Origin of the sequence: Chroococcidiopsis thermalis PCC 7203, from assembly GCF_000317125.1 — a bacterium.
GTDB classification, from domain to species: Bacteria; Cyanobacteriota; Cyanobacteriia; order Cyanobacteriales; family Chroococcidiopsidaceae; genus Chroococcidiopsis; species Chroococcidiopsis thermalis.
The window spans coordinates 2,172,648-2,191,773 of sequence record NC_019695.1 but is presented as its reverse complement, the minus strand read 5'-3'; the positions used below and the strand labels follow the sequence as shown (position 1 = coordinate 2,191,773).

The 19,126-nt window shown below is 44.9% G+C and carries 25 protein-coding genes; 15 read left to right on the top strand and 10 right to left on the bottom strand.

The features are described from left to right. The first annotated feature begins 32 nt into the window (after positions 1 to 32). Positions 33 to 950 (top strand): alpha/beta fold hydrolase, encoded by a 918-nt coding sequence (locus CHRO_RS09655; RefSeq protein WP_015154018.1) that lies wholly within the window; start codon positions 33 to 35, stop codon positions 948 to 950. A 95-nt stretch (positions 951 to 1,045) separates the two neighbouring features. Here CHRO_RS09655 and CHRO_RS09650 read toward each other — a convergent pair whose 3' ends face one another. Both CHRO_RS09650 and CHRO_RS31925 read right to left on the bottom strand, forming a co-directional pair. Continuing rightward, positions 1,046 to 1,576, bottom strand: coding sequence for a DUF4330 domain-containing protein (locus CHRO_RS09650; RefSeq protein WP_015154017.1), 531 nt, complete (start codon positions 1,574 to 1,576; stop codon positions 1,046 to 1,048). 81 nt (positions 1,577 to 1,657) lie between these two features. Next, complete coding sequence (locus CHRO_RS31925) at positions 1,658 to 1,810, bottom strand: hypothetical protein (protein ID WP_181824302.1); 153 nt, start codon at positions 1,808 to 1,810, stop codon at positions 1,658 to 1,660. A 91-nt stretch (positions 1,811 to 1,901) separates the two neighbouring features. Here CHRO_RS31925 and CHRO_RS09645 point away from each other — a divergent pair, with 91 nt between their 5' ends. Next, on the top strand, positions 1,902 to 2,756 hold the full coding sequence (locus tag CHRO_RS09645) for a M48 family metallopeptidase (RefSeq protein WP_015154016.1): 855 nt from the start codon (positions 1,902 to 1,904) through the stop codon (positions 2,754 to 2,756). A 33-nt stretch (positions 2,757 to 2,789) separates the two neighbouring features. Here CHRO_RS09645 and CHRO_RS09640 read toward each other — a convergent pair whose 3' ends face one another. Continuing rightward, on the bottom strand, positions 2,790 to 3,530 hold the full coding sequence (locus CHRO_RS09640; protein WP_015154015.1) for a metallophosphoesterase family protein: 741 nt from the start codon (positions 3,528 to 3,530) through the stop codon (positions 2,790 to 2,792). Positions 3,531 to 3,692: 162 nt separating this feature from the next. Between CHRO_RS09640 and CHRO_RS09635 the strand changes: the two genes are divergently transcribed. Then, positions 3,693 to 4,298, top strand: a complete 606-nt coding sequence (locus CHRO_RS09635; RefSeq protein WP_015154014.1) for a MiaE family protein — start codon at positions 3,693 to 3,695, stop codon at positions 4,296 to 4,298. 99 nt (positions 4,299 to 4,397) lie between these two features. After that, a complete protein-coding gene (locus tag CHRO_RS09630) occupies positions 4,398 to 4,877 on the top strand; it encodes a GNAT family N-acetyltransferase (RefSeq protein WP_015154013.1) in 480 nt (159 codons plus the stop codon). Positions 4,878 to 4,961: 84 nt separating this feature from the next. Here the strand turns inward: CHRO_RS09630 and CHRO_RS09625 are convergent, their stop codons facing one another. Genes CHRO_RS09625 through ndhC form a run of 3 tightly spaced genes read right to left on the bottom strand, consistent with a single transcriptional unit; the run spans position 4,962 to position 6,578 of the window. After that, on the bottom strand, positions 4,962 to 5,501 hold the full coding sequence (locus CHRO_RS09625; RefSeq protein ID WP_015154012.1) for an NAD(P)H-quinone oxidoreductase subunit J: 540 nt from the start codon (positions 5,499 to 5,501) through the stop codon (positions 4,962 to 4,964). Next, a complete protein-coding gene (gene ndhK, locus CHRO_RS09620; RefSeq protein ID WP_015154011.1) occupies positions 5,494 to 6,225 on the bottom strand; it encodes a photosynthetic/respiratory NAD(P)H-quinone oxidoreductase subunit K in 732 nt (243 codons plus the stop codon). The genes CHRO_RS09625 and ndhK overlap by 8 nt, the downstream gene beginning before the upstream one ends. After that, positions 6,216 to 6,578 carry a photosynthetic/respiratory NAD(P)H-quinone oxidoreductase subunit C gene (gene ndhC / locus CHRO_RS09615; RefSeq protein ID WP_015154010.1) on the bottom strand — a complete coding sequence of 121 codons (363 nt, stop codon included), beginning with the start codon at positions 6,576 to 6,578 and terminating at the stop codon, positions 6,216 to 6,218. Before ndhC ends, ndhK begins: the two co-directional genes overlap by 10 nt. 347 nt (positions 6,579 to 6,925) lie before the next feature. On the opposite strand from ndhC, the gene CHRO_RS09610 reads away from it, so the two are divergent. Then, positions 6,926 to 7,261 carry a rubredoxin gene (locus CHRO_RS09610; protein ID WP_015154009.1) on the top strand — a complete coding sequence of 112 codons (336 nt, stop codon included), beginning with the start codon at positions 6,926 to 6,928 and terminating at the stop codon, positions 7,259 to 7,261. On the opposite strand, the gene CHRO_RS31920 is transcribed toward CHRO_RS09610, so the two are convergent. Beyond that, the gene (locus CHRO_RS31920) at positions 7,253 to 7,414 is read right to left on the bottom strand and encodes a hypothetical protein (protein ID WP_158266018.1); all 162 of its coding nucleotides are present in this window, start codon (positions 7,412 to 7,414) and stop codon (positions 7,253 to 7,255) included. The genes CHRO_RS09610 and CHRO_RS31920 overlap by 9 nt on opposite strands. On the opposite strand from CHRO_RS31920, the gene CHRO_RS09605 reads away from it, so the two are divergent. The 5 genes from CHRO_RS09605 (at position 7,413) to CHRO_RS30390 (ending at position 9,346) form a co-directional block, all read left to right on the top strand. Beyond that, positions 7,413 to 8,417 (top strand): photosynthesis system II assembly factor Ycf48, encoded by a 1,005-nt coding sequence (locus CHRO_RS09605; RefSeq protein ID WP_015154008.1) that lies wholly within the window; start codon positions 7,413 to 7,415, stop codon positions 8,415 to 8,417. The genes CHRO_RS31920 and CHRO_RS09605 overlap by 2 nt on opposite strands. Positions 8,418 to 8,639: 222 nt before the next feature. After that, complete coding sequence (gene psbE, locus CHRO_RS09600; RefSeq protein ID WP_015154007.1) at positions 8,640 to 8,888, top strand: cytochrome b559 subunit alpha; 249 nt, start codon at positions 8,640 to 8,642, stop codon at positions 8,886 to 8,888. A 6-nt stretch (positions 8,889 to 8,894) separates the two neighbouring features. Continuing rightward, positions 8,895 to 9,029, top strand: a complete 135-nt coding sequence (gene psbF, locus CHRO_RS09595) for a cytochrome b559 subunit beta (RefSeq protein ID WP_015154006.1) — start codon at positions 8,895 to 8,897, stop codon at positions 9,027 to 9,029. A gap of 9 nt (positions 9,030 to 9,038) precedes the next feature. After that, complete coding sequence (gene psbL, locus CHRO_RS30395; protein WP_015154005.1) at positions 9,039 to 9,164, top strand: photosystem II reaction center protein PsbL; 126 nt, start codon at positions 9,039 to 9,041, stop codon at positions 9,162 to 9,164. Positions 9,165 to 9,226: 62 nt separating this feature from the next. Further along, complete coding sequence (locus CHRO_RS30390; protein WP_015154004.1) at positions 9,227 to 9,346, top strand: photosystem II reaction center protein J; 120 nt, start codon at positions 9,227 to 9,229, stop codon at positions 9,344 to 9,346. Positions 9,347 to 9,687: 341 nt separating this feature from the next. Here the strand turns inward: CHRO_RS30390 and psaI are convergent, their stop codons facing one another. Next, positions 9,688 to 9,807: a photosystem I reaction center subunit VIII gene (gene psaI / locus CHRO_RS30385; RefSeq protein ID WP_015154003.1), complete on the bottom strand. Its 120-nt coding sequence runs from the start codon at positions 9,805 to 9,807 to the stop codon at positions 9,688 to 9,690. Between the two features lie 328 nt (positions 9,808 to 10,135). Here psaI and xdhA point away from each other — a divergent pair, with 328 nt between their 5' ends. From xdhA to CHRO_RS09575, 4 genes are all read left to right on the top strand, one after another. Then, positions 10,136 to 11,548: a xanthine dehydrogenase small subunit gene (gene xdhA, locus CHRO_RS09590; protein ID WP_015154002.1), complete on the top strand. Its 1,413-nt coding sequence runs from the start codon at positions 10,136 to 10,138 to the stop codon at positions 11,546 to 11,548. Between the two features lie 116 nt (positions 11,549 to 11,664). Then, positions 11,665 to 14,007 (top strand): xanthine dehydrogenase molybdopterin binding subunit, encoded by a 2,343-nt coding sequence (xdhB, locus tag CHRO_RS09585; protein WP_015154001.1) that lies wholly within the window; start codon positions 11,665 to 11,667, stop codon positions 14,005 to 14,007. A gap of 325 nt (positions 14,008 to 14,332) precedes the next feature. Beyond that, positions 14,333 to 14,980 (top strand): Uma2 family endonuclease, encoded by a 648-nt coding sequence (locus CHRO_RS09580; RefSeq protein WP_015154000.1) that lies wholly within the window; start codon positions 14,333 to 14,335, stop codon positions 14,978 to 14,980. Between the two features lie 199 nt (positions 14,981 to 15,179). After that, complete coding sequence (locus CHRO_RS09575; protein ID WP_015153999.1) at positions 15,180 to 16,409, top strand: M20 metallopeptidase family protein; 1,230 nt, start codon at positions 15,180 to 15,182, stop codon at positions 16,407 to 16,409. 11 nt (positions 16,410 to 16,420) lie between these two features. On the opposite strand, the gene aroH is transcribed toward CHRO_RS09575, so the two are convergent. Next, positions 16,421 to 16,837 carry a chorismate mutase gene (aroH, locus tag CHRO_RS09570; protein WP_015153998.1) on the bottom strand — a complete coding sequence of 139 codons (417 nt, stop codon included), beginning with the start codon at positions 16,835 to 16,837 and terminating at the stop codon, positions 16,421 to 16,423. Between the two features lie 140 nt (positions 16,838 to 16,977). Further along, the gene (gene sppA, locus CHRO_RS09565; RefSeq protein WP_015153997.1) at positions 16,978 to 17,799 is read right to left on the bottom strand and encodes a signal peptide peptidase SppA; all 822 of its coding nucleotides are present in this window, start codon (positions 17,797 to 17,799) and stop codon (positions 16,978 to 16,980) included. Positions 17,800 to 17,959: 160 nt separating this feature from the next. Here sppA and CHRO_RS09560 point away from each other — a divergent pair, with 160 nt between their 5' ends. Further along, the gene (locus CHRO_RS09560) at positions 17,960 to 19,048 is read left to right on the top strand and encodes a DMT family transporter (RefSeq protein WP_015153996.1); all 1,089 of its coding nucleotides are present in this window, start codon (positions 17,960 to 17,962) and stop codon (positions 19,046 to 19,048) included. Positions 19,049 to 19,126 lie beyond the last annotated feature (78 nt).

Here is a 19,126-nt window from a genome sequence, read left to right as displayed (position 1 = left end):
AATGACCAATGACCAATGACCAATAACAAATTATGTTTTTACCACCTGGATTTGAACAGCGTTCTGTGATGACCTCACTAGGCAGAATGGTTTACTATACCGATGCTGGAGAGCCTTGGCTGAAAGATGGAGCTGATAATGCTGAGAAACCAACTTTAGTCTTTATACATGGTTTTGGTGGCGGATCTTCAGCTTACGAATGGTCGAAGGTTTATCCAGCTTTTGCTGCGGAGTATCGCATTATCGCGCCCGATTTAATTGGCTGGGGGCGATCGGAGCATCCAGCACGGAACTATCGCGTTGAAGATTATTTAACAACGATCGCGGAATTTTTAGAACAGACTTGTCAGGGTGCGGTAACAGTTATTGCTTCCTCTCTGACAGCAGCGATGGTTGTTAGGGTAGCGATCGCTCGTCCAGAATTATTTCAATCTTTAATCTTGACTACACCTGCCGGACTATCTGATTTTGGCGAAAACTATTCCCGTAGTTTCTTTGCTCAAATCGTCAGCGTTCCCATTCTCGATCGCTTGCTCTACAGCACGGGGGTTGCTACGAGTAACGGGATTCGTAGTTTCTTAGAACAGCGGCAGTTTGCCCAACCCAACCGTATTTATGAAGAAATAGTTGCTGCTTACCTCGAATCTGCGACTCAACCAAACGCTGAGTACGCCGCCTTATCTTTTGTCCGTGGCGACTTGTGCTTCGACTTATCTCTCTATATTCCCCAACTGACCGTTCCTACAGCTATCATTTGGGGACAAAAATCTGAATTCACTTCCCCAGAAATCGGACAGCGATTTGCCCAGATCAATCCTCAAGCCATTAAGATTTTTCAAAAATTACCAGAAGTCGGCTTGACACCACAGCTAGAACTTCCAGCCGTGACAATCGGACTGATTCGGCAATTTTTACCTTCCTTAACTAGCTCTGTAGCTGCTGTTGTATAAACTCTTTACGGAGGCAAATTCTTGCGTCTCCACTCTCAATTCCGAATTCCGAATTCCGTAGCTTGCTTCCCCGCAGGGGTATTCCGAATTCTCATTCATCCTTTTTCTGGAAATCTTAGAGCGATGACACCACCAGTAAAATCATAGTTAAAGCCTTCTAGCTGAGCAGGAATGCCAATTTTAAGTTTGCTGTTACCAATAACTGGACCATTTTTGGTTAATTGAGCGTTGCCTTCTAAAGTGACGACCATATCCATAATGTATTGATTTTCGCGTGGATCGGGCAAAACTTTCACGGAGCCATCAGGTTGAGGTACGAGGGTGGTTCTCGGTAGTTGTTTAACAGCTTTCACGCCTACCTGACCGTAAGGCTGATTGCGGATAATGATGTTGGTTTTTCCACCTGGCTTTAGTCCCTGCTCAAATAGCTGTTGCGGATCGCGCACGCTCAAACCCCGCACGATCACGTCAATTTCTACAGGTTTGGTAGTCACGCCAATTTGCGCTCCAGAAGTGCCAGGGAAGAAAAAGATCCCCACCACTACCAAGAAGATGACTAAGGCTGCTCCGATGTCGAGGAGACTGACTTTACCAAATAAACGCCCTTGGGAATCTAAAATTTTCATACTTAAGGGAAGAGACGAGGGAACAAGGGAAACAAGTCAAAAGTCAAAAGTCAAAAGTCAAAATTAACTGGTTGCTGGTCGCTAGTCAATGAAAGGGTAGCACGATTCTACTGCGATGAGAGATATTTTACGATTTGAATAGACAAGAATCGGGGAGACTATATTTCTTCCCCTTATCCCCCTTGTCCCCCTTGTCCCCCTTGTCCCCCTTGTCCCCCTTATCGCCTTTCTCATTCCCCTATATGGCAACCAAAAGCTTTTTTGCCCGTCTATCACTACAGCAAGTTTAAAAATTTTTCAGTCTTTCAAACAACAATTCCCGGCGATGTTCAACCTATTCTTTTCGTTCTCTCGTCGCATCCAGCGTCGCTGGCTTTATCCGCTCATATCACTATCAGTAGTCATCGGCTTACTGATTGGTTCGGCTGGGTTGGCAAAAGCCATTTCCTGGTTCGATCTCATTCAACAGGGAGCGCAAATCATCCAACTGTCTGATGTTTCTGAGGAAGAGGAAGTCGAGTTAGGCAAGCAAATTAACCAACAGATGGTTGGGAAAGAATTCCGCCTCTATCGCAATCCGAGCGTCAATCGTTATGTTGAACGGGTAGGAGAACGGGTAGCGGCTGAAAGCGATCGCCCTAATCTTCCTTACCAGTTTCAAATTGTAGACAATAACAGCGTCAATGCCTTTGCTACGGCTGGGGGTTTTGTCTATGTCACTACTGAATTGCTGCGTACTGCCGATAACGAAGCAGAATTAGCTAGCGTACTAGGTCACGAAATCGGTCACATTACCAATCGTCACTTAATTAAGCAAATGCGTAGCACGGCGATCGCGGGAGGACTGGCAACTGCGGCTGGCTTAAACCGTAACCGAGCTGTGGCGATTGGTGTCGATCTGGCTTTACGCCGTCCTAACAGTCGTAAAGATGAGTACGAAGCAGATACGACAGGGTTAGAAATGTTAGGACAAGCTGGCTACGATCGAGAAGCAATGGTTTCGTTTATGGAGAAATTATTAAAGAAAGGTGGTTCCACACCTGCTGTTTTGAGTACTCATCCAGCCACTCAGAGCCGTATTGCCAGATTAAGAGAAGCGATCGACTCTCAAGCAGCAGATGAGGGCGATGGGTTAGATAGCGCCGCTTACAGAGCTAGAATTCGCCCGCTTTTACGTTAATTTTTATTTGTAGAGACGTTCGGTAGAGTGTCTCTACAATCGCGCTAACACCTGGGCAGGATTAATGCGAATCGCGGCTTCTGACAGAGGCAATGTCCGAACTAGCTTATCGTAGACATCGACTTGATAAACAATCTGATTATTGATATCAACTGCTGTGAGCCAACCGCTTCTGGGATGATAAGCACCAGTATCGATATCCAACCAACCTTGTCCTTGGGCAAGTTCTCCAGGGCGTACTCCTGGTAGGGTAAACGTGATTGTATGACCGACAATAATGAGTTTGTTTTCAAAGAAGGGCTGCTTCATGCTGTGGAATTCCTGCCGCACCCAACAAAATTGCTCGACTGACTGCTCTTCCAAGGGAAGCCTGGGATCGAGTCCAGCATGAGCTAACCAAATATCGCCTAAGTCGAGGTGAGTAGGCAAGGTTTGCAGCCATTCGATATGATCGCGAGGAATAGTGGCTGTTTTGTAACTGCTTAAAGTCTCATATCCGCCGCTATAAAGCCAAGCTTGGCGAATTTGATTGGAAGCGCGTTTAGTCAACACATCTAGCAGCATTTGTTCGTGATTGCCAAGCAAGCAATAGTAAGGACTTTGCTTGACAAAATCAACGACTTGTGCGCTTTGCGGTCCGCGATCGATTAAGTCTCCCAAGAAATAAACTTCATCGGCTGCGCCAGGGGCGATCGCCTCAAGCAAAATCATCAGTCCGTCATAGTGACCGTGCACATCACCGATAATAATGCGACGTTGGTGCGCTGCGCTCATAGAAGTTTTGGGTTAACAATAATACCGCTTGTTGATTCCAGCCTATCTGTACTCAAGGAGATATTGGTTAAAGAATGGATGAAGAATGTTTGGAAGATATTAATCTTTCATTTTAATTATGGCTTAAGCCAAAAAAATCAGCTCTAGTGAAATTGAGTAAGTATGAATGTAGCCGATTTAACAGTTGCCAAAATTAACGCTCTAGTCGTCCCAACCACCGAGGAGTGGGTAGAACAAGCAATCGCTAACTTGGATACCATCTTATTGGATCATTCCCAATGCGAACGCAAAGCAGCTGGGGTAGCTCTAAATTTAATATTTCGTTACCCTTCGAGCCAAAAATTAGTCCGATCGCTAACAGCGATCGCCCGGGAAGAACTGGAACACTTCGAGCAGGTGAACCAATGGTTGGAACGGCGAGGAATTCCTCTAGCACCCTTAGCACCACCTCCTTACGGCGCGGGGTTAAAGGCGCAAATTCGTGCCAAAGAGCCAGAACGGATGTTGGATTCTTTGCTCGTCTCTGGTTTGATTGAAGCTCGCAGTCACGAACGGTTAGGACTTTTAGCCACCCATTGCCCAGAACCAGAGCTAGCTAAATTTTATCGCGGTTTGATGGCTTCGGAAGCTAGACATTTTGGTACATATTGGATTTTGGCAGATACTTATTTCGATCGCGCTGCGTTCACCCAAAGGCTAGAAGAATTAGCAGTGGTAGAAAGTCAGTTATTATCAACATTACATCCTCAACCGAGGATTCATAGTTAGTTGGTCATTGGTCATTGGTCACGAGTAAGTAGCGAGTAGTGAGTAGTGTTTTGACTTTCGACTTTTGAATTTTGACTTTCCCATTACCCATTACCAGTTATGCAAGCTATTTACAAAGATTTTCTCATTCGAGATTGGAGCCAAAGCGATCGCAATCTGGTGGCAGCGGTTATTGGTTCTGTGTTGGCAGAATATAGTTTGGATTGGGAACCTCTAGGTGCTGACCGAGATGTGTTGGAGGTCGAAAATTATTATTTAGCCACCGGTGGAGAGTTTTGGGTAGTAGAATCCCAGGGTCAAGTAGTGGGAACGGCTGGTTACTATCCTTTCCATCGTGGCGAGACAGCTGTAGAAATTAGAAAAATGTATCTTCTATCCCAAGCTAGAAAGTTGGGTTTGGGGAGATTTTTATTACAAGAGTTAGAAAAAGCGATCGCAGCGAAGGGATTTCAGCAAATTTGGATTGAAACTGCCAGCGTTCTTGTAGAAGCGATTAAATTATACGAAAGCAGCGGCTATCAACCTGCAACAGGGGTAGAAACAGCACGCTGCGATCGCATTTATGTCAAAAATTTGTAGAGACGTTACACGTAACGTCTCTACAAAAACTAAATCAGCGATCGATGTTCATTCTGGTCACTGGTCACTGGTCACTGGTCACTGTTAAAAAGCATCCTGCAATTCGTAGAAGTCGGGGGAGACGTAATCTTTACGTAAGGGAAAACCAACCCAATCTTCAGGCATGAGCAGCCGTTTCAAATTTGGATGTCCTTCATAGACGATGCCAAACATATCGTACGATTCTCGTTCTTGCCAGTCTACGGCTTTCCAAATCCAGTAAACCGAAGGTATGCGGGGGTCTTCTCTAGGCAGAAAAACTTTAATCCGCACTTCCTCTGGTCTGTCAGCATTATCGCTCAGCTTGATTAAATGATACATGCTGACTAAATCTTGTCCTGGACCAGAATCGTAGCCGCACTGACACTGGAGATAGTTAAAACCGTAAGCATATAGTGCTGTGGCGATCGGCAAGAGAAAATTGCGATCGACTTTAATAATCTCCACTCCCAAGTGGTCTGGCTCCATAACTTCGTGATCGAAGCCGTTTTCCTTCAACCACTTGGAAGTCTTTCCCGCTTCGACAATTTTTGTTTCTTCGGCAGGTACGGGTTTAGTCTCTTCTTTTGTTTCTTCTTCAGCCACGGTTCACTTCCTCTTTTTTGGCAACAGATTGCAGGGCTGGTGGTATGGGCATACCAATTGCCTCTGTCAGCTCCTTCGGTGGCGCTTGCCGTGTAGCAACCTGTAGATATTTACCATCGCTGATAGGTGGTACAACCTTCATGCTATGGGTCGTGCTGTAGTAGCGGTGAGTTTGCTTGATTGGAGTCCGCTCCTGCATCGACTCGTTCGCAATTTTCTTGCGTAACTTGATGATTGCATCGATGATAGCTTCGGGACGAGGAGGGCAACCAGGTAAGTAAACATCGACGGGAATCAATTTATCGACACCCCGCACGGCGGTTGGCGAATCCACGCTGAACATACCACCAGTGATAGTGCAAGCTCCCATAGCAATGACGTACTTGGGGTTTGGCATTTGTTCGTAGAGCCGCACCAACTGCGGAGCCATCTTCATCGTGATCGTGCCAGCTGTGATGATTAAGTCAGCTTGACGGGGGCTAGAACGGGGGATGAGTCCGAAGCGATCGAAGTCAAATCGCGAGCCAATTAAAGCAGCAAATTCGATAAAGCAGCACGCCGTACCAAACAATAGAGGCCACAAACTAGAGAGTCTAGACCAGTTATAGAGATCGTCAACCGTGGTGAGAATGACGTTTTCAGATAGTTCTTGAGTAACTGAAGGGCGCTCGATTGGGTTAATGATGCGTTCTTTTTGTCCGGCTGGATCGATATTTAAGACCATTCCAAAGCTCCTTTACGCCATGCATATACAAGGGCAACAACTAAGATTGCAATGAAAATGAGGGCTTCGATAAAAGCCAACAGACCGAGGCTGTGGAATGCAACTGCCCAAGGATAGAGAAATACTGTTTCTACATCAAAGACCACGAAGACCAGTGCAAACATATAGTAGCGGATATTGAACTGAATCCAGGCTCCGCCTATGGGTTCCATGCCTGATTCGTATGTCGTCCGGCGTTCTGGGCTGCGTCCGCTCGGTCGGAGGAGCTTAGATGCAGAAAGGGCAAGCGCTGGAACTAAACTACAGATTAAGAGGAAGCCTAGTAAATACTCGTAGCCGCTAAGAACAAACACGATGGATAATTACCGTTGCTAGAGTCAATAATTTTGTTATCTGTCTTTACATATTATATATATTTGGGTTTCACGCACTAGCAAAACCTAACCCTTGGCATCATTCGATTCAGTTCTGCTTCTGATTGAGAAAATCTATGCATGAGTTAGGGATGAGGAGCGAGGAGCGAGGAGTGAGGAAAATTCGGAATTTGTTAAGAGAGAGTGGTGCATGTTAATCAGTCACTGGTCACTGGTCACTGGTCACTGATAACTGCTCCCTTACCCCTTGTAGAAGAAGTCATTTCGCGTCATAATTTTTAACATGATTTTAAGTTTTGCGCCTCTACTTTCTCATTTGCCTTACTATGAGCGAACCAGCTATTGATACCCAAGCGCTAGACCGATATGAATGTCGGGCTTGCGGCTATGTGTACGAACCCGATCGCGGCGATGATAAGCACGATATTGCCCCTGGCATACCATTTGCAGAACTATCTTCTACTTGGCGATGTCCAGTTTGTGGAGCGCGTAAAAACGCATTTGCCAACATTGGTCCAGTGGGACAAGCCTCTGGCTTTAAGGAAAATCTCGGCTACGGGCTTGGCGTGAATCAGCTCACTCCAGGTCAGAAGAACATTTTGATCTTTGGTGCTTTAGCATTAGCCGTCTTGTTTTTTCTCAGCCTATATGGGTTACAGTGAACCTGCTGTCAGGCAAGCTTGGTGCAGACGGCGATCGCCTAACCATATATCTGTATGCTGACAAGTAGATAGGCTTTCATTCGACCTATCGGCATACTGAAATATTCTTACAATACATTCAATTTGTTTAAGTAGAGCACGTAAAATCAGCATGTTTTCACCGTTAAAATTTTGGCAAAAGATTGTTGTCCTCGTAGCAGTCGTCTTGCTGTGCGTCGGCTGTAGTAGCGTTCCCTCTACTAGTTACAATCCTTGGGAGGTAGTTACTTTACCAACGGATGTTAACTTGCAAGATGTTGGCTTTACGGACGATACCCAACATGGCTGGTTAGTGGGGAATAAATCTGCTTTATTTGAAACTAAGGATGGTGGCAAAACCTGGCAGCAGAAGAGTTTGGATTTAGGTGACAAAAACTTTATTCTGTCTTCCGTGAGTTTTTCCGGTCAAGAAGGATGGATTGTTGGCGAACCATCTTTACTGCTACATACAAATGATGGTGGCGAAACTTGGTCGCGGATTCTCTTAAGTGAAAAGCTACCAGGCAACCCAAACACAATCGTGGCGCTGGGGCAACAGTCAGCGGAGATGACTACAGATGTAGGCGCAATTTACCGCACTACTGACGGTGGTAAAAACTGGAAAGCAATGGTACAGGAAGCCGTAGGCGTGCTGCGAAACGTGGCGCGTTCCGAAGATGGTAAGTACATTGCTGTTTCTGCTAAGGGGAATTTCTATTCAACCTGGGAACCAGGTCAAACGGCATGGCAAGGTCATAACCGGAATAGTTCCCGTCGCCTGCAAAATATGGGATTTGGTAAAGACGGGCGTGTATGGATGCTGGCACGAGGCGGTCAGGTGCAATTTACTAAGGCAGATAATACAGAAGAATGGGAAGAAGTACAAAATCCAGAGTTATCTACTAGTTGGGGATTGTTAGATTTGGCTTACCGGACACCTGAAGAAATTTGGGTGACTGGTGGTAGCGGTAATCTACTTTGCAGTCCAGATGGCGGAAAAACTTGGCAAAAAGACCGAGGCGTAGAATCAGTCCCCTCGAATCTTTACAAGATCGTCTTTCTCTCTCCAGAGAAAGGATTTATTATCGGTCAGCGCGGAATTTTGCTGCGTTATCAAGGTCAAGCAGAATCAGCTTAATGAATTTGGGGATCGGGAAGAAAGAGACAAGGGAGACAAGAGAGACAAGGGAGACAAGGAAGAAACTCTAGCCACTAGCGCCTAGCTACTGATAGCTGTCTACTGTCAACCAATTATCAAATGTTCGCAGCCATTCTTTACTCCCGACTAATCGCTAACTACTGGTCAAGGTTTCGTATGATAATGAGTAAGAAAGTAATGGTTCTTAATGGAGGAAGGTAAATGTCAGGAACGACAGGCGAGCGTCCGTTTTCGGATATTATTACCAGCGTGCGTTACTGGGTGATTCACAGTATTACGATTCCAGCTTTGTTTATCGCTGGCTGGTTATTTGTTAGTACTGGTCTTGCCTATGATGTATTTGGAACACCCCGACCAAACGAATACTATCCCCAAGAACGGCAAGAGTTGCCAATCGTGAGCGATCGCTTTGAAAGCAGAAAACAGATCGAGGAATTTATAGGAAAGTAGTTTGAAATGAATACCAATCAAGTCAATCAACCAATTCAATATCCAATTTTTACCGTCCGCTGGCTAGCCGTTCACACCTTAGCTGTACCGACAGTATTTTTCTTAGGTGCGATCGCTTCTATGCAGTTTATTCAGCGATAGGAGAAGTTTATGCCATTAGAGAGATCGAAAAACCCTAATAACCAGCCTGTAGAATTAAACCGGACTTCCCTATACTTGGGTTTGCTGCTAATATTCGTGCTGGGCATTTTGTTTTCTAGTTATTTCTTCAACTAACTAGATTCAAGGCTGTTGTCTTTAATTTATCTAACCGTGTAATTTAGGTAGGAGAAAAAGCTGTGTCTGGAAGTGGAAGAATACCCCTTTGGGTTGTAGCAACTATTGCTGGTTTGGGCGTGATTGTTGTTGTTGGAACATTCTTTTACGGTTCTTACACTCATTTAGGTTCCTCGTTGTAAGAACTTTTGCAAAAGTCAAAAGGCAAAAGCCAAAAGTCAAAAATTATGACGTTCCTATTGGAGACTTTTGACAGACCTTGAACGATCGCCCTAATTCTGCAATGCTGTACTAGCTAGCTGAAGTTCTTGGGATCGAGTATATCGTTATCGACAATAATGCTAAAAAAACCGCTTATCCAGTTTAGGTAAGCGGTTTTTAATTAGGGATTAGGAAACAGGGCTGAGTTAACAGAGTTATAGCGTGGAAAGATGAGGACATGAAAGCAGCTTGTCTTCTTTACATGAAAGGTATTTTCCTTCTGCCCTCAGCATAACTGCCTTCTGCCATAGTCCCGAACTCTCTAGATCCCTGAGGGGTCTTCACGCTCGATGTAGAGAAACAACAAAGCCATTGCTACGGAAGGAAATACTAGAACCGTCAGCGGAACTAGGATTGATGGTAAAAACGATGCTGAAAACATATTGCTAGATTCCTTATGAATATAAGACTACAACCAAAAACGAATTTACTGCAATTTGCGATCGCTGCGGCATTTTCTAAAAATTTTTAACAATAGTGAAGTAGGATTAAGCGCCTCTCAGCAAAGTACTAGAGGTCGCGATCGCCACAATTTCCTCATTTCAGTATTTCAGAATACTTTTATTCTGGCATTTTTATTGTATACAGTATACTTAAATAAATTTAATTGGATGGCGCGATCGCATTGGTCAAGCACTTTTATGCAGCCCAGTGGCTGACTCGTCTAAGATCGATCGCGAAGTCACTTTTTAACTATGTGGATTTAGAAAGTGCAGCAATTATCACCAGAACGCTTAATTTTAACCATCAATGGCGAAACAGTCCGCCTAAAAGATGTCTCACCTACGATAACGCTGTTAGAGTACTTGCGGCAAAGCGGACGCATCGGGACGAAAGAAGGCTGTGGGGATGGCGACTGTGGAGCATGTACTGTTGCCATTGTAGGTGAAGGCGCGGATGGAAAACCCCACTATCAAGCAGTGAATAGCTGTCTTATTCCCTTGGGTGCAGTAGCGGGAAGAGAAATTATTACTGTAGAAGGGGTTGCCAACGGACAGTTACACCCAGTTCAAGCCGCAATGGTAGAAACAGGTGGTTCCCAGTGTGGCTACTGTACCCCTGGCTTTATTATGAGTATGTTCGCTGCCTACTACGATCGCCAAGTAGACGATATGGCAATAGAAGGAAACTTGTGCCGTTGTACGGGATATTTGCCAATTCGCCGTGCTGCCCAACAAGTGATGCAAATGCAGCCGCCAAGCGATTGTTTCAGCCAGAAGGTAGCACAAGCAACAACTGAAGTCAGTCAAATTAGCTACAGTTGTGAAAACCAAAAGTTTTATCGCCCGACGCAACTACAGACAGTTTTAGAATTACTGCAACAGCATCCTGGCGCTAGCTTAGTCGCAGGGGCAACAGACTTAGGACTGGAAATGAGCCATCATAGCAAAAGCTTTCCGGTGCTGATTTCCTTAGAAGCGGTAGCAGAATTGAAAACGCTGACAAATACACCTGAATTAGTAGAAATTGGCGCAGCAGTACCACTAAGTCATATAGAAGATAACTTACGCGGTGTCTTTCCAGCAATGGATGAGATGCTGCACTGGTTTGCGGCGCGTCAAATTAGAAATCGAGCCACATTAGGCGGTAATATCGGTACAGCTTCACCAATTGGCGACTTGCCTCCAGTATTACTCGCTTTAGATGCCCAACTGCGTATAGCTGGAATTGAAGGTGAAAGAACTGTTCCCATTGCAGATTTCTTCAAAGGATATAGAAAAACAGATTTGCAGCCAGGAGAAGTCATCGTCTCCGTTCAAATTCCCAAAAACATTACACCTGGCGCGACTCGCCGCTTGAGTCAATCTTATAAAGTAGGCAAACGCGGCACGGACGATATTAGTATTGTCGCAGCCGCATTTACGATCGATTTAGGCGATCGCGATCGAATCGAACACGCCAGACTCGCATATGGCGGAGTTGCCGCAACACCAGCCAGGGCAGTAGCAGTAGAATCGAAGCTAATTGGCAAACCCTGGAATGCTGAAACAGTAAAACAAGCCAAGCAAGAATTGAAACAAGCCTTCACACCACTTACCGACTTGCGAGGTAGCGCCGAGTATCGCAAGATGCTAGTTGCGAATTTGTTTGAGAAGTTTTTTGTGGAAATGGGTAATGGGTAGTTGGTAGTTGGTAGTTGTTAGTGATTTTGACTTTTAACTTTTAGCTTTTGACTTCCTTATCTTTGCGCCTCTGCGTCTTTGCGCGACCAAAATCACATAACCTTGAGGGGGACGAGATGACAGTAGGGAAAACAAGAAGCCACGAAAGCGCCGCCGGACACGTCAGCGGTAAAGCAATTTATACTGACGACCAACGCTTACCAGCAGGGATGCTTTCCCTCTACCCCGTACTCTCTCCCCACGCAAAAGCGCGAATTACAAAAATCGATCCTGCTGGCGCATATGAAATTGATGGTGTCGTCACAGTCATCACCGCCGCAGACGTACCAGGCGTAAACGATACTGGAACGATTGTCTACGATGAAATCCTGCTTCCCGACAAGGAAATTAGTTACTACGGACAAGCAGTAGTTTGGGTAGCAGGGGAAACCGATGAAGTTGCAAGACTGGGTGCAGAAAAAGTTGTCGTCGAATACGAACCACTAGAACCAATTCTGACGATAAAAGACGCGATCGCAGCAGGTAGCTTTCATCTTAAACCGAGAGTGATTAAACGAGGCGATCCAACAACAGCTTTACAGCAGGTAGATTGCTATGTTGAAGGTGAAATGGCAATGAACGGTCAGGATCATTTCTACCTGGAAACCCATGCGAGTTGGGTCATACCAGACGGAGAAGGTAATTACCAAGTCTATGCTTCTACCCAGCATCCCACAGAAACACAAATTGTCGTTTCCCGCGTGTTGGGAATTAATAAGAATCAAGTTGTCGTCACTTGTATCAGAATGGGTGGCGGATTTGGCGGAAAAGAATCGCAAGCAAATCCTTTTGCAGGTGTAGCCGCGATCGCAGCATGTAAAACAGGTCGTCCGGTGCGGGTAAAATTAAAACGTCACCACGATATAATTTTGACGGGCAAGCGTCACGGCTTTTTAGGACAATATAAAGTCGGTTTTACTAATGATGGCAAAATCGTTGCTTTGGATGTAGATTTATATGCCGATGGTGGCTGGAGTTTGGATTTATCTCCTCCCGTACTTTTGCGGGCAATGTTACATGTAGATAATGCTTATTACATTCCCCATTTAGAAGTCAGAGGACAAATTGCCAAAACTAACAAAGTCTCGAATACAGCATTTCGAGGTTTTGGCGGTCCTCAAGGCATGGTAGTTATTGAAGATATTATGGATCGAGTAGCACGGTATTTGGGTTTACCGCCAGAAGTGGTGCGAGAACGCAACTTTTACCACGGGGAAGGAGAAACGAATACGACTCATTACGACCAAGAAATTTTTGATAACCGCATTACTAAAGTTTGGCAACAGGTAAAAGATAGCTCGAATTTTACCGCACGTAGAGAGGCGATCGCGCAGTACAACCAAGCTAGCACTTACAAAAAACGCGGTTTGGCAATTACTCCGATTAAATTCGGGATTTCATTTAATAAAACTCAATACAACCAAGCAGGCGCATTAGTCCTCATCTACACCGACGGTAGCATTCAACTGAATCACGGCGGTACGGAAATGGGACAGGGGTTGCATACCAAAATGTTGCAAGTCGCCGCCCAAACGCTAGGGGTAAAGATCGAACGCCTGCGGATCATGCCTACGAGTACGGAAAAAGTACCGAATACCTCTGCAACTGCTGCTTCTAGCGGTGCAGACTTAAACGGACAAGCGGTGAAAGATGCTTGCGAAACGCTGAAATCTCGGCTGGCTGTGGTGGCGGCTGGGTTATTAAAGTTGGATACACCCGAAGAGATGGTATTTGCTGACGATTGGATTTACTGTCGCACTTACCCTTCAGCGCGAATTCATTTTGAAGAGGTGACGAAACAGGCGTATGGCGATCGCATTAGTCTTGCTGCTACAGGGTATTATCGCACTCCTAATATTTATTGGGATGATGCGACGGGTAAAGGCAGACCGTTTTACTATTATGCTTACGGGGCGGCGGTGAGTGAAGTTGAGGTAGACGGCTTTACAGGTAACTTTAAGTTACGACAAGTTGACATCGTGCATGATGTGGGAGAATCTTTAAATCCCTTAGTCGATCGCGGGCAAATTGAAGGTGGTTTCGTACAGGGGATGGGTTGGCTGACGATGGAAGAGTTGGTGTGGGATGAGAAAGGACGCATTCGCACTTATGCCCCTAGTACGTATAAAATTCCTACAATTGGGGAAATACCGGAAAGTTTCAATTTACATTTGTTAGAACGGGCGGCTCAAGATGGGGTAATTTATGGTAGTAAAGCTGTCGGCGAACCCCCGTTGATGTTGGCGCTTTCGGTACGGGAAGCGATTCGGGCAGCAGTGGCGGCGTTTGGGGATACAGATTACGTTCCTTTAGCTTCTCCTGCAACTCCTGAAGCTATTTTATGGGCAGTTGAATACGTCCGCGATCGCGCTACTGAAGCTGTGGAAGCAGTGGGGGAACCGCAGCCTGTTTCGGGTTAGGATCGAATTATAATAGACTCTTTGGGGGGTTGGGAGTCTCCAAGATATACGATTCAATTTCGAGTCTTAGCCCCCTTTTTAAGGGGGTTGGGGGATCTCCAAGATCTTCGATTTTGCAGATTGAAATGTGTTGAAATGAACCCAGTTGAAGATTGGTTTTTATAGTATATCTATTAACCAATAACTTTTTGACTACGGCAGAAAGATCCCCCCAACCCCCCTTTTTAAGGGGGGCTATAGAAATCTCCCTTAATAAGGAGGGCTATAGAAGATTGTCTTTAACATATTATTTTGACTTTTGACTTTTAACTTTTGACTTTCGACTATGGTGTTACTCAACGATTTAACTCAACGCCTGCAAGCTGACGATCCAGAAGAGAAACGGATTGTTACTGGAGTGAGTTGGCAGCATTACGAAGCCTTAGTTGCCGATTTAGGCGATAATTCTGGCTATCGGGTTGCTTATTTGGATGGAGTTTTAGAAATTGTGTCGCCAAGTCGCCGTCATGAAAAGGGAAAAACTCGTATTGGTGGATTATTAGAACTTTTCTTTTTAGAAACAGATACAGAGTACTTTCCTACAGGTTCTACGACTTTTCGCAAGGAAGAAAGCCAAGCAGGTGGAGAACCAGATGAAAGCTATTGTATTGGCACTGAAAAAGATTTTCCCAATTTAGCTATTGAAGTAGTAGTAACTGGCGGTGGAATTAATAAATTAGAACTCTATCAGCGATTGAATGTACGAGAAGTTTGGTTTTGGCAAAATGAGAATTTCTCTCTTTATCATTTGCGTGAAGAAACGCCTTCTCAGTTTCAGCAAACCTTTGGCTATGAGAGAATAGATCGAAGCGAAATATTACCGAGTTTAGATATTAATTTACTGGCTGAATGCCTCACTAACTCCAACCCCTTAGCAGCTGCAAAAGATTTTCGCCAAAGACTGCGATCGCAATTTAGTAAAAATTCAATTTAATTTAATTATGAGGGCATTGCTCATCCTATACTTAAATCTCACTATAAATACCTATTATTTTGACTTTTAACTCTTGACTTTTGACTATTGACTAGCGCGATCGCACCAGTTAACCATACAAGATGCAGTTTTCCTCGCTGCACCTTAAACTGAGTATAGGTATGTCAGCAATTCTGCCCCAAAAGATTATTTACTCAGCATGGTTTCTACTTCCTTAAATCCTCTCACAGTCGATCGTTCTCGCATTCGCCCAGATATCCAAGCGTTGCAAGCGCAATTGGTAGAATGGCGGCGGCGGCTGCATCAACGTCCAGAACTAGGGTTTAAGGAACTTATTACATCTGAATTTATTACCCAAAAGCTACAAGAATGGGGCATCGAACACCAAACAGGAATTGCCAAAACAGGAATCGTAACCACAATCAAAGGCAAAAAATCTGTAGGGACGCACAGCTGTGCGCCCGTTCTAGCCATTCGCGCCGATATGGATGCGTTACCCATCCAAGAACAAAATGACGTGCCTTATAAGTCGCAGCATGATGGTGTAATGCACGCTTGCGGACACGACGGACATACCGCGATCGCACTAGGGACAGCATACTATCTATCTCAGCACCAAGAAGATTTTGCAGGTACTGTAAAAATTATCTTTCAACCAGCAGAAGAAGGACCAGGCGGCGCAAAACCCATGATTGAAGCGGGAGTGTTAAAAAATCCCGATGTGGATGCAATTATCGGTTTGCATCTGTGGAATAACTTACCTTTGGGTACGGTTGGAGTGCGTAGCGGCGCGTTAATGGCTGCGGTAGAACTATTCGACCTCAAAATTAAGGGGAAAGGCGGACATGGTGCAATGCCGCATCAAACAGTAGATGCAATTCTCGTCGCCAGTCAAGTTGTGAATGCTTTACAAACAATTGTGGCGCGAAATGTCGATCCAATTGATTCTGCTGTCGTCACAGTAGGAGAATTTCATGCTGGTTCTGCCCATAACGTCATTGCAGATTCAGCCCATCTGGGCGGTACAGTCCGCTATTTTAATCCGAAATATGACGGCTATTTCGGTCAACGATTTGAACAAATTATTGCAGGTGTTTGTCAGAGTCAAGGTGCGAGTTACGAGTTAGAATACTGGCAATTGTACCCACCTGTAATTAATAATGCAGAAATAGCAGATTTGGTGCGATCGCAAGCTGAAAAAGTTGTAGAAACGCCCATTGGTATCGTGCCGGAATGTCAAACAATGGGTGGTGAAGATATGTCATTTTTCTTACAAGAAGTCCCAGGATGCTACTTCTTTTTAGGCTCTGCTAATCTCAGCAAAAACTTAGCTTATCCTCACCATCATCCTCGATTTGATTTTGATGAAACTGCTTTGGGTATGGGAGTAGAAATTTTTGTACGTTGCGTGGAAAAGTTTTGCAGTTGAAAGCTGTCTTTTCACCTTAAATGAGTTTGGACTGATTCTGGTTGTACAAGCCTTTGAGGAGAACTCCAATCGGGGCGTAAACTCTTTGCTTTGCGTAAATAAGGATGCCAAACCTGGACTTGATTAGCAGGAAGATTTGCGTGGATTAAGCAGCGGATGCAACGTTCTAAACTACCTTCTACATGCATCTGCTGTACGTCAAGCATGGCTACACAGTCCCAGAAAGGACGCTTACGGGCGATTGCAGCGGGAAAAATGGCATCGAGATCGCGAGTGACAGTAAAAGTGACGCTCACAATTTGAGTCGGATCTAGCTGATTCTTCATCTCCAACTCATCTAACATTTCTGTCACGGCTTCGTCAATTGCCTGCACCGTATTTTCTGTAACGGTTGTTGCCCCACGAATTGCTTTTAATCGCCACTCCACGCTCAATTCCTCCTTAAATTAAATTAACCGAATAGTTGTTTGTGTTGATGAGTGGCTAGTGGTTGGTGGCTAGATTCTTATTCCGATCTAGTCACTAGTCGCTAGCCACTAGGATCTAGAATCAGCCAAAATCATCTCAATTACGGACGATATAGCCACAAAGGTAAGCCGCTGGTAGATAGCTCAAACTCTAACCAATCTACCCCAGTTAATAAACCAGATGCTACCGTAGACTCCCTAGAAAGTAATCGCTGCAATGGGGGTTTGCGTTCTTCTAGAGTGAAACACTTGGTTTTTTCTGGATCGAGTCCGACTAATTCTGCTGCCCAACGACGGGCATCTTCTTCAGTTCCCAACCGATCCACAACGCCTAACTCTAAAGCTTGCTGTCCGGTGAAAATGCGTCCGTCTGCAAAGCTTCTCACAGCTTCCTCTGTCAGATTTCGCCCTTCAGCCACAGATTGAACGAATTGCCGATAGCTGGTATCGATCAATTCTTGCAAAATATGTTGTTCTGGTTCTGTCAATTCGCGATCGAAAGCCAGGATATCTTTATAGGGTCCAGATTTGATTGTTTTGAACGAAACACCAATTTTATCTAGCAAGCGTTCTAGGTTGTTGCCCCGCAGAATTACCCCAATACTACCCGTAATCGTACCTGGGTTTGCCACAATATGACTGGCTCCCATGCCAATATAGACACCGCCAGAAGCAGAGATATTACCAAAACTGGCAACAATTTTGATTTTTTCTCGCAGTCGTTTTAAAGCACTATAGATTTCCTGAGAGTCTCCTACCGTACCGCCAGGGCTATCAATGCGGAGTAGTAAGGCGGGAAAGCGTCTTTCTTCTACAGTTTTGAGGGCTTCTAGAACTCTTTTGCGCGTCGCACTCGCGATCGCCCCAGTAATTTCTAGCCGTGCAATTTGTTTGCGAAAAGGGGTTTTAAACAGCCGTAGCATGTACAGTTATATACCAGACGTAACTCAATTTAGACTTTAAGCATAGAACATTTTTTCTCTGTAGATTTCTGTTACAGTACATAGCGATCGCTTCACAAAAATACATAATCGATTAAGATCGGAGAAATGTTATCTTCTCATCCCAGCCGTCAGCCATCCCATGCATCTGAAACTGACTGAATCAAGATTACCCTTTGCCTCCGTGCTACTAATCGCACCCTTTTTCCTCTGGGGAACAGCAATGGTAGCGATGAAAGGCGTTATTCCCCATACAACACCTTTATTCATGGCAGGAGTCAGACTGTTGCCTGCTGGCATATTAGTATTAGGTGCAGCAATGGCGATGGGTAGACCTCAGCCTAAAGGATGGGCGGCGTGGTTGTGGATTAGTCTATTTGCCTTAATTGATGGATCGCTGTTTCAAGGCTTTTTGGCAGAAGGTTTAGTGAGAACTGGGGCGGGTTTAGGATCGGTTATGATTGACTCCCAGCCTCTAGCTGTGGCTTTAATGTCGAGTTGGTTATTTGGCGAACGAATCGGTTTATGGGGATGGCTGGGATTGATGTTTGGCGTACTGGGGATTAGTTTAATTGGCTTACCAGACGATTTAATTCTCAACCTATTTTCTGGTATTACCCCTGTGCGGGCGAGTTTACCAGATATGTCAGTGTTGCAACAAATATTTCAGAACCCGCCCCTACAATCCTTATTCGCCAGCGGCGAATGGTTGATGTTACTCGCAGCCCTATCAATGGCTGTCGGTACGGTAGCTATTCGTTATGTTTGTCGTCACGCCGATCCGGTGTCAGCAACGGGATGGCATATGATTATTGGTGGAATTCCCTTATTTGCTCTTTCTGCGGGGTTAGAGGCTGGGCAATGGGCAGATATTAGTTTATCTGGGTGGATATCGCTAAGTTATGCCACGATTTTTGGTAGTGCGATCGCCTATGGGTTATTCTTCTACTTTGCCTCTAGCGGTAACCTTACCAGTCTTAGCGCCCTTACCTTTCTCACACCTGTATTTGCCCTCTTATTTGGTAGCTTAATTCTCTCCGAAGTTCTCAGCCCCATCCAGTGGACGGGCGTTTCTCTCACCTTAGTTAGTATTTATCTCGTCAATCAGCGAGAGAAATTAGAACAATTGTTTCAGAAATCTACAGCCAAAGAGTCACATCTATCCGAATCGGAAAAAGTTTTGGAAACAGCAAAGTCCGTACCTGTTCCTATGAAAGAATCAGAGTTATGAAAGTCAAAAGCTAAAAGTCAAAAGTTAAAACTGAGGAGTCAGGAGTCAGAAGGATGTAGAGACAATCTCTGCCATGCG

Coding starts and splice junctions, on each gene's coding strand:
- CHRO_RS09630 (WP_015154013.1), top strand. CDS start 4,398: ATGCAAGCTATTTACAAAGATTTTCTCATTCGAGATTGGAGCCAAAGC.
- xdhB (WP_015154001.1), top strand. CDS start 11,665: ATGACAGTAGGGAAAACAAGAAGCCACGAAAGCGCCGCCGGACACGTC.
- psbL (WP_015154005.1), top strand. CDS start 9,039: ATGCCATTAGAGAGATCGAAAAACCCTAATAACCAGCCTGTAGAATTA.
- CHRO_RS31920 (WP_158266018.1), bottom strand. CDS start 7,414: ATGCTGATTTTACGTGCTCTACTTAAACAAATTGAATGTATTGTAAGA.
- psbF (WP_015154006.1), top strand. CDS start 8,895: ATGAATACCAATCAAGTCAATCAACCAATTCAATATCCAATTTTTACC.
- CHRO_RS09560 (WP_015153996.1), top strand. CDS start 17,960: ATGCATCTGAAACTGACTGAATCAAGATTACCCTTTGCCTCCGTGCTA.
- CHRO_RS09580 (WP_015154000.1), top strand. CDS start 14,333: ATGGTGTTACTCAACGATTTAACTCAACGCCTGCAAGCTGACGATCCA.
- CHRO_RS09605 (WP_015154008.1), top strand. CDS start 7,413: ATGTTTTCACCGTTAAAATTTTGGCAAAAGATTGTTGTCCTCGTAGCA.
- ndhK (WP_015154011.1), bottom strand. CDS start 6,225: ATGGTCTTAAATATCGATCCAGCCGGACAAAAAGAACGCATCATTAAC.
- sppA (WP_015153997.1), bottom strand. CDS start 17,799: ATGCTACGGCTGTTTAAAACCCCTTTTCGCAAACAAATTGCACGGCTA.
- CHRO_RS09610 (WP_015154009.1), top strand. CDS start 6,926: ATGAGCGAACCAGCTATTGATACCCAAGCGCTAGACCGATATGAATGT.
- psbE (WP_015154007.1), top strand. CDS start 8,640: ATGTCAGGAACGACAGGCGAGCGTCCGTTTTCGGATATTATTACCAGC.
- CHRO_RS09645 (WP_015154016.1), top strand. CDS start 1,902: ATGTTCAACCTATTCTTTTCGTTCTCTCGTCGCATCCAGCGTCGCTGG.
- CHRO_RS09635 (WP_015154014.1), top strand. CDS start 3,693: ATGAATGTAGCCGATTTAACAGTTGCCAAAATTAACGCTCTAGTCGTC.
- CHRO_RS09650 (WP_015154017.1), bottom strand. CDS start 1,576: ATGAAAATTTTAGATTCCCAAGGGCGTTTATTTGGTAAAGTCAGTCTC.
- CHRO_RS09655 (WP_015154018.1), top strand. CDS start 33: ATGTTTTTACCACCTGGATTTGAACAGCGTTCTGTGATGACCTCACTA.
- psaI (WP_015154003.1), bottom strand. CDS start 9,807: ATGTTTTCAGCATCGTTTTTACCATCAATCCTAGTTCCGCTGACGGTT.
- CHRO_RS09640 (WP_015154015.1), bottom strand. CDS start 3,530: ATGAGCGCAGCGCACCAACGTCGCATTATTATCGGTGATGTGCACGGT.
- CHRO_RS09575 (WP_015153999.1), top strand. CDS start 15,180: ATGGTTTCTACTTCCTTAAATCCTCTCACAGTCGATCGTTCTCGCATT.
- CHRO_RS31925 (WP_181824302.1), bottom strand. CDS start 1,810: ATGAGAAAGGCGATAAGGGGGACAAGGGGGACAAGGGGGACAAGGGGG.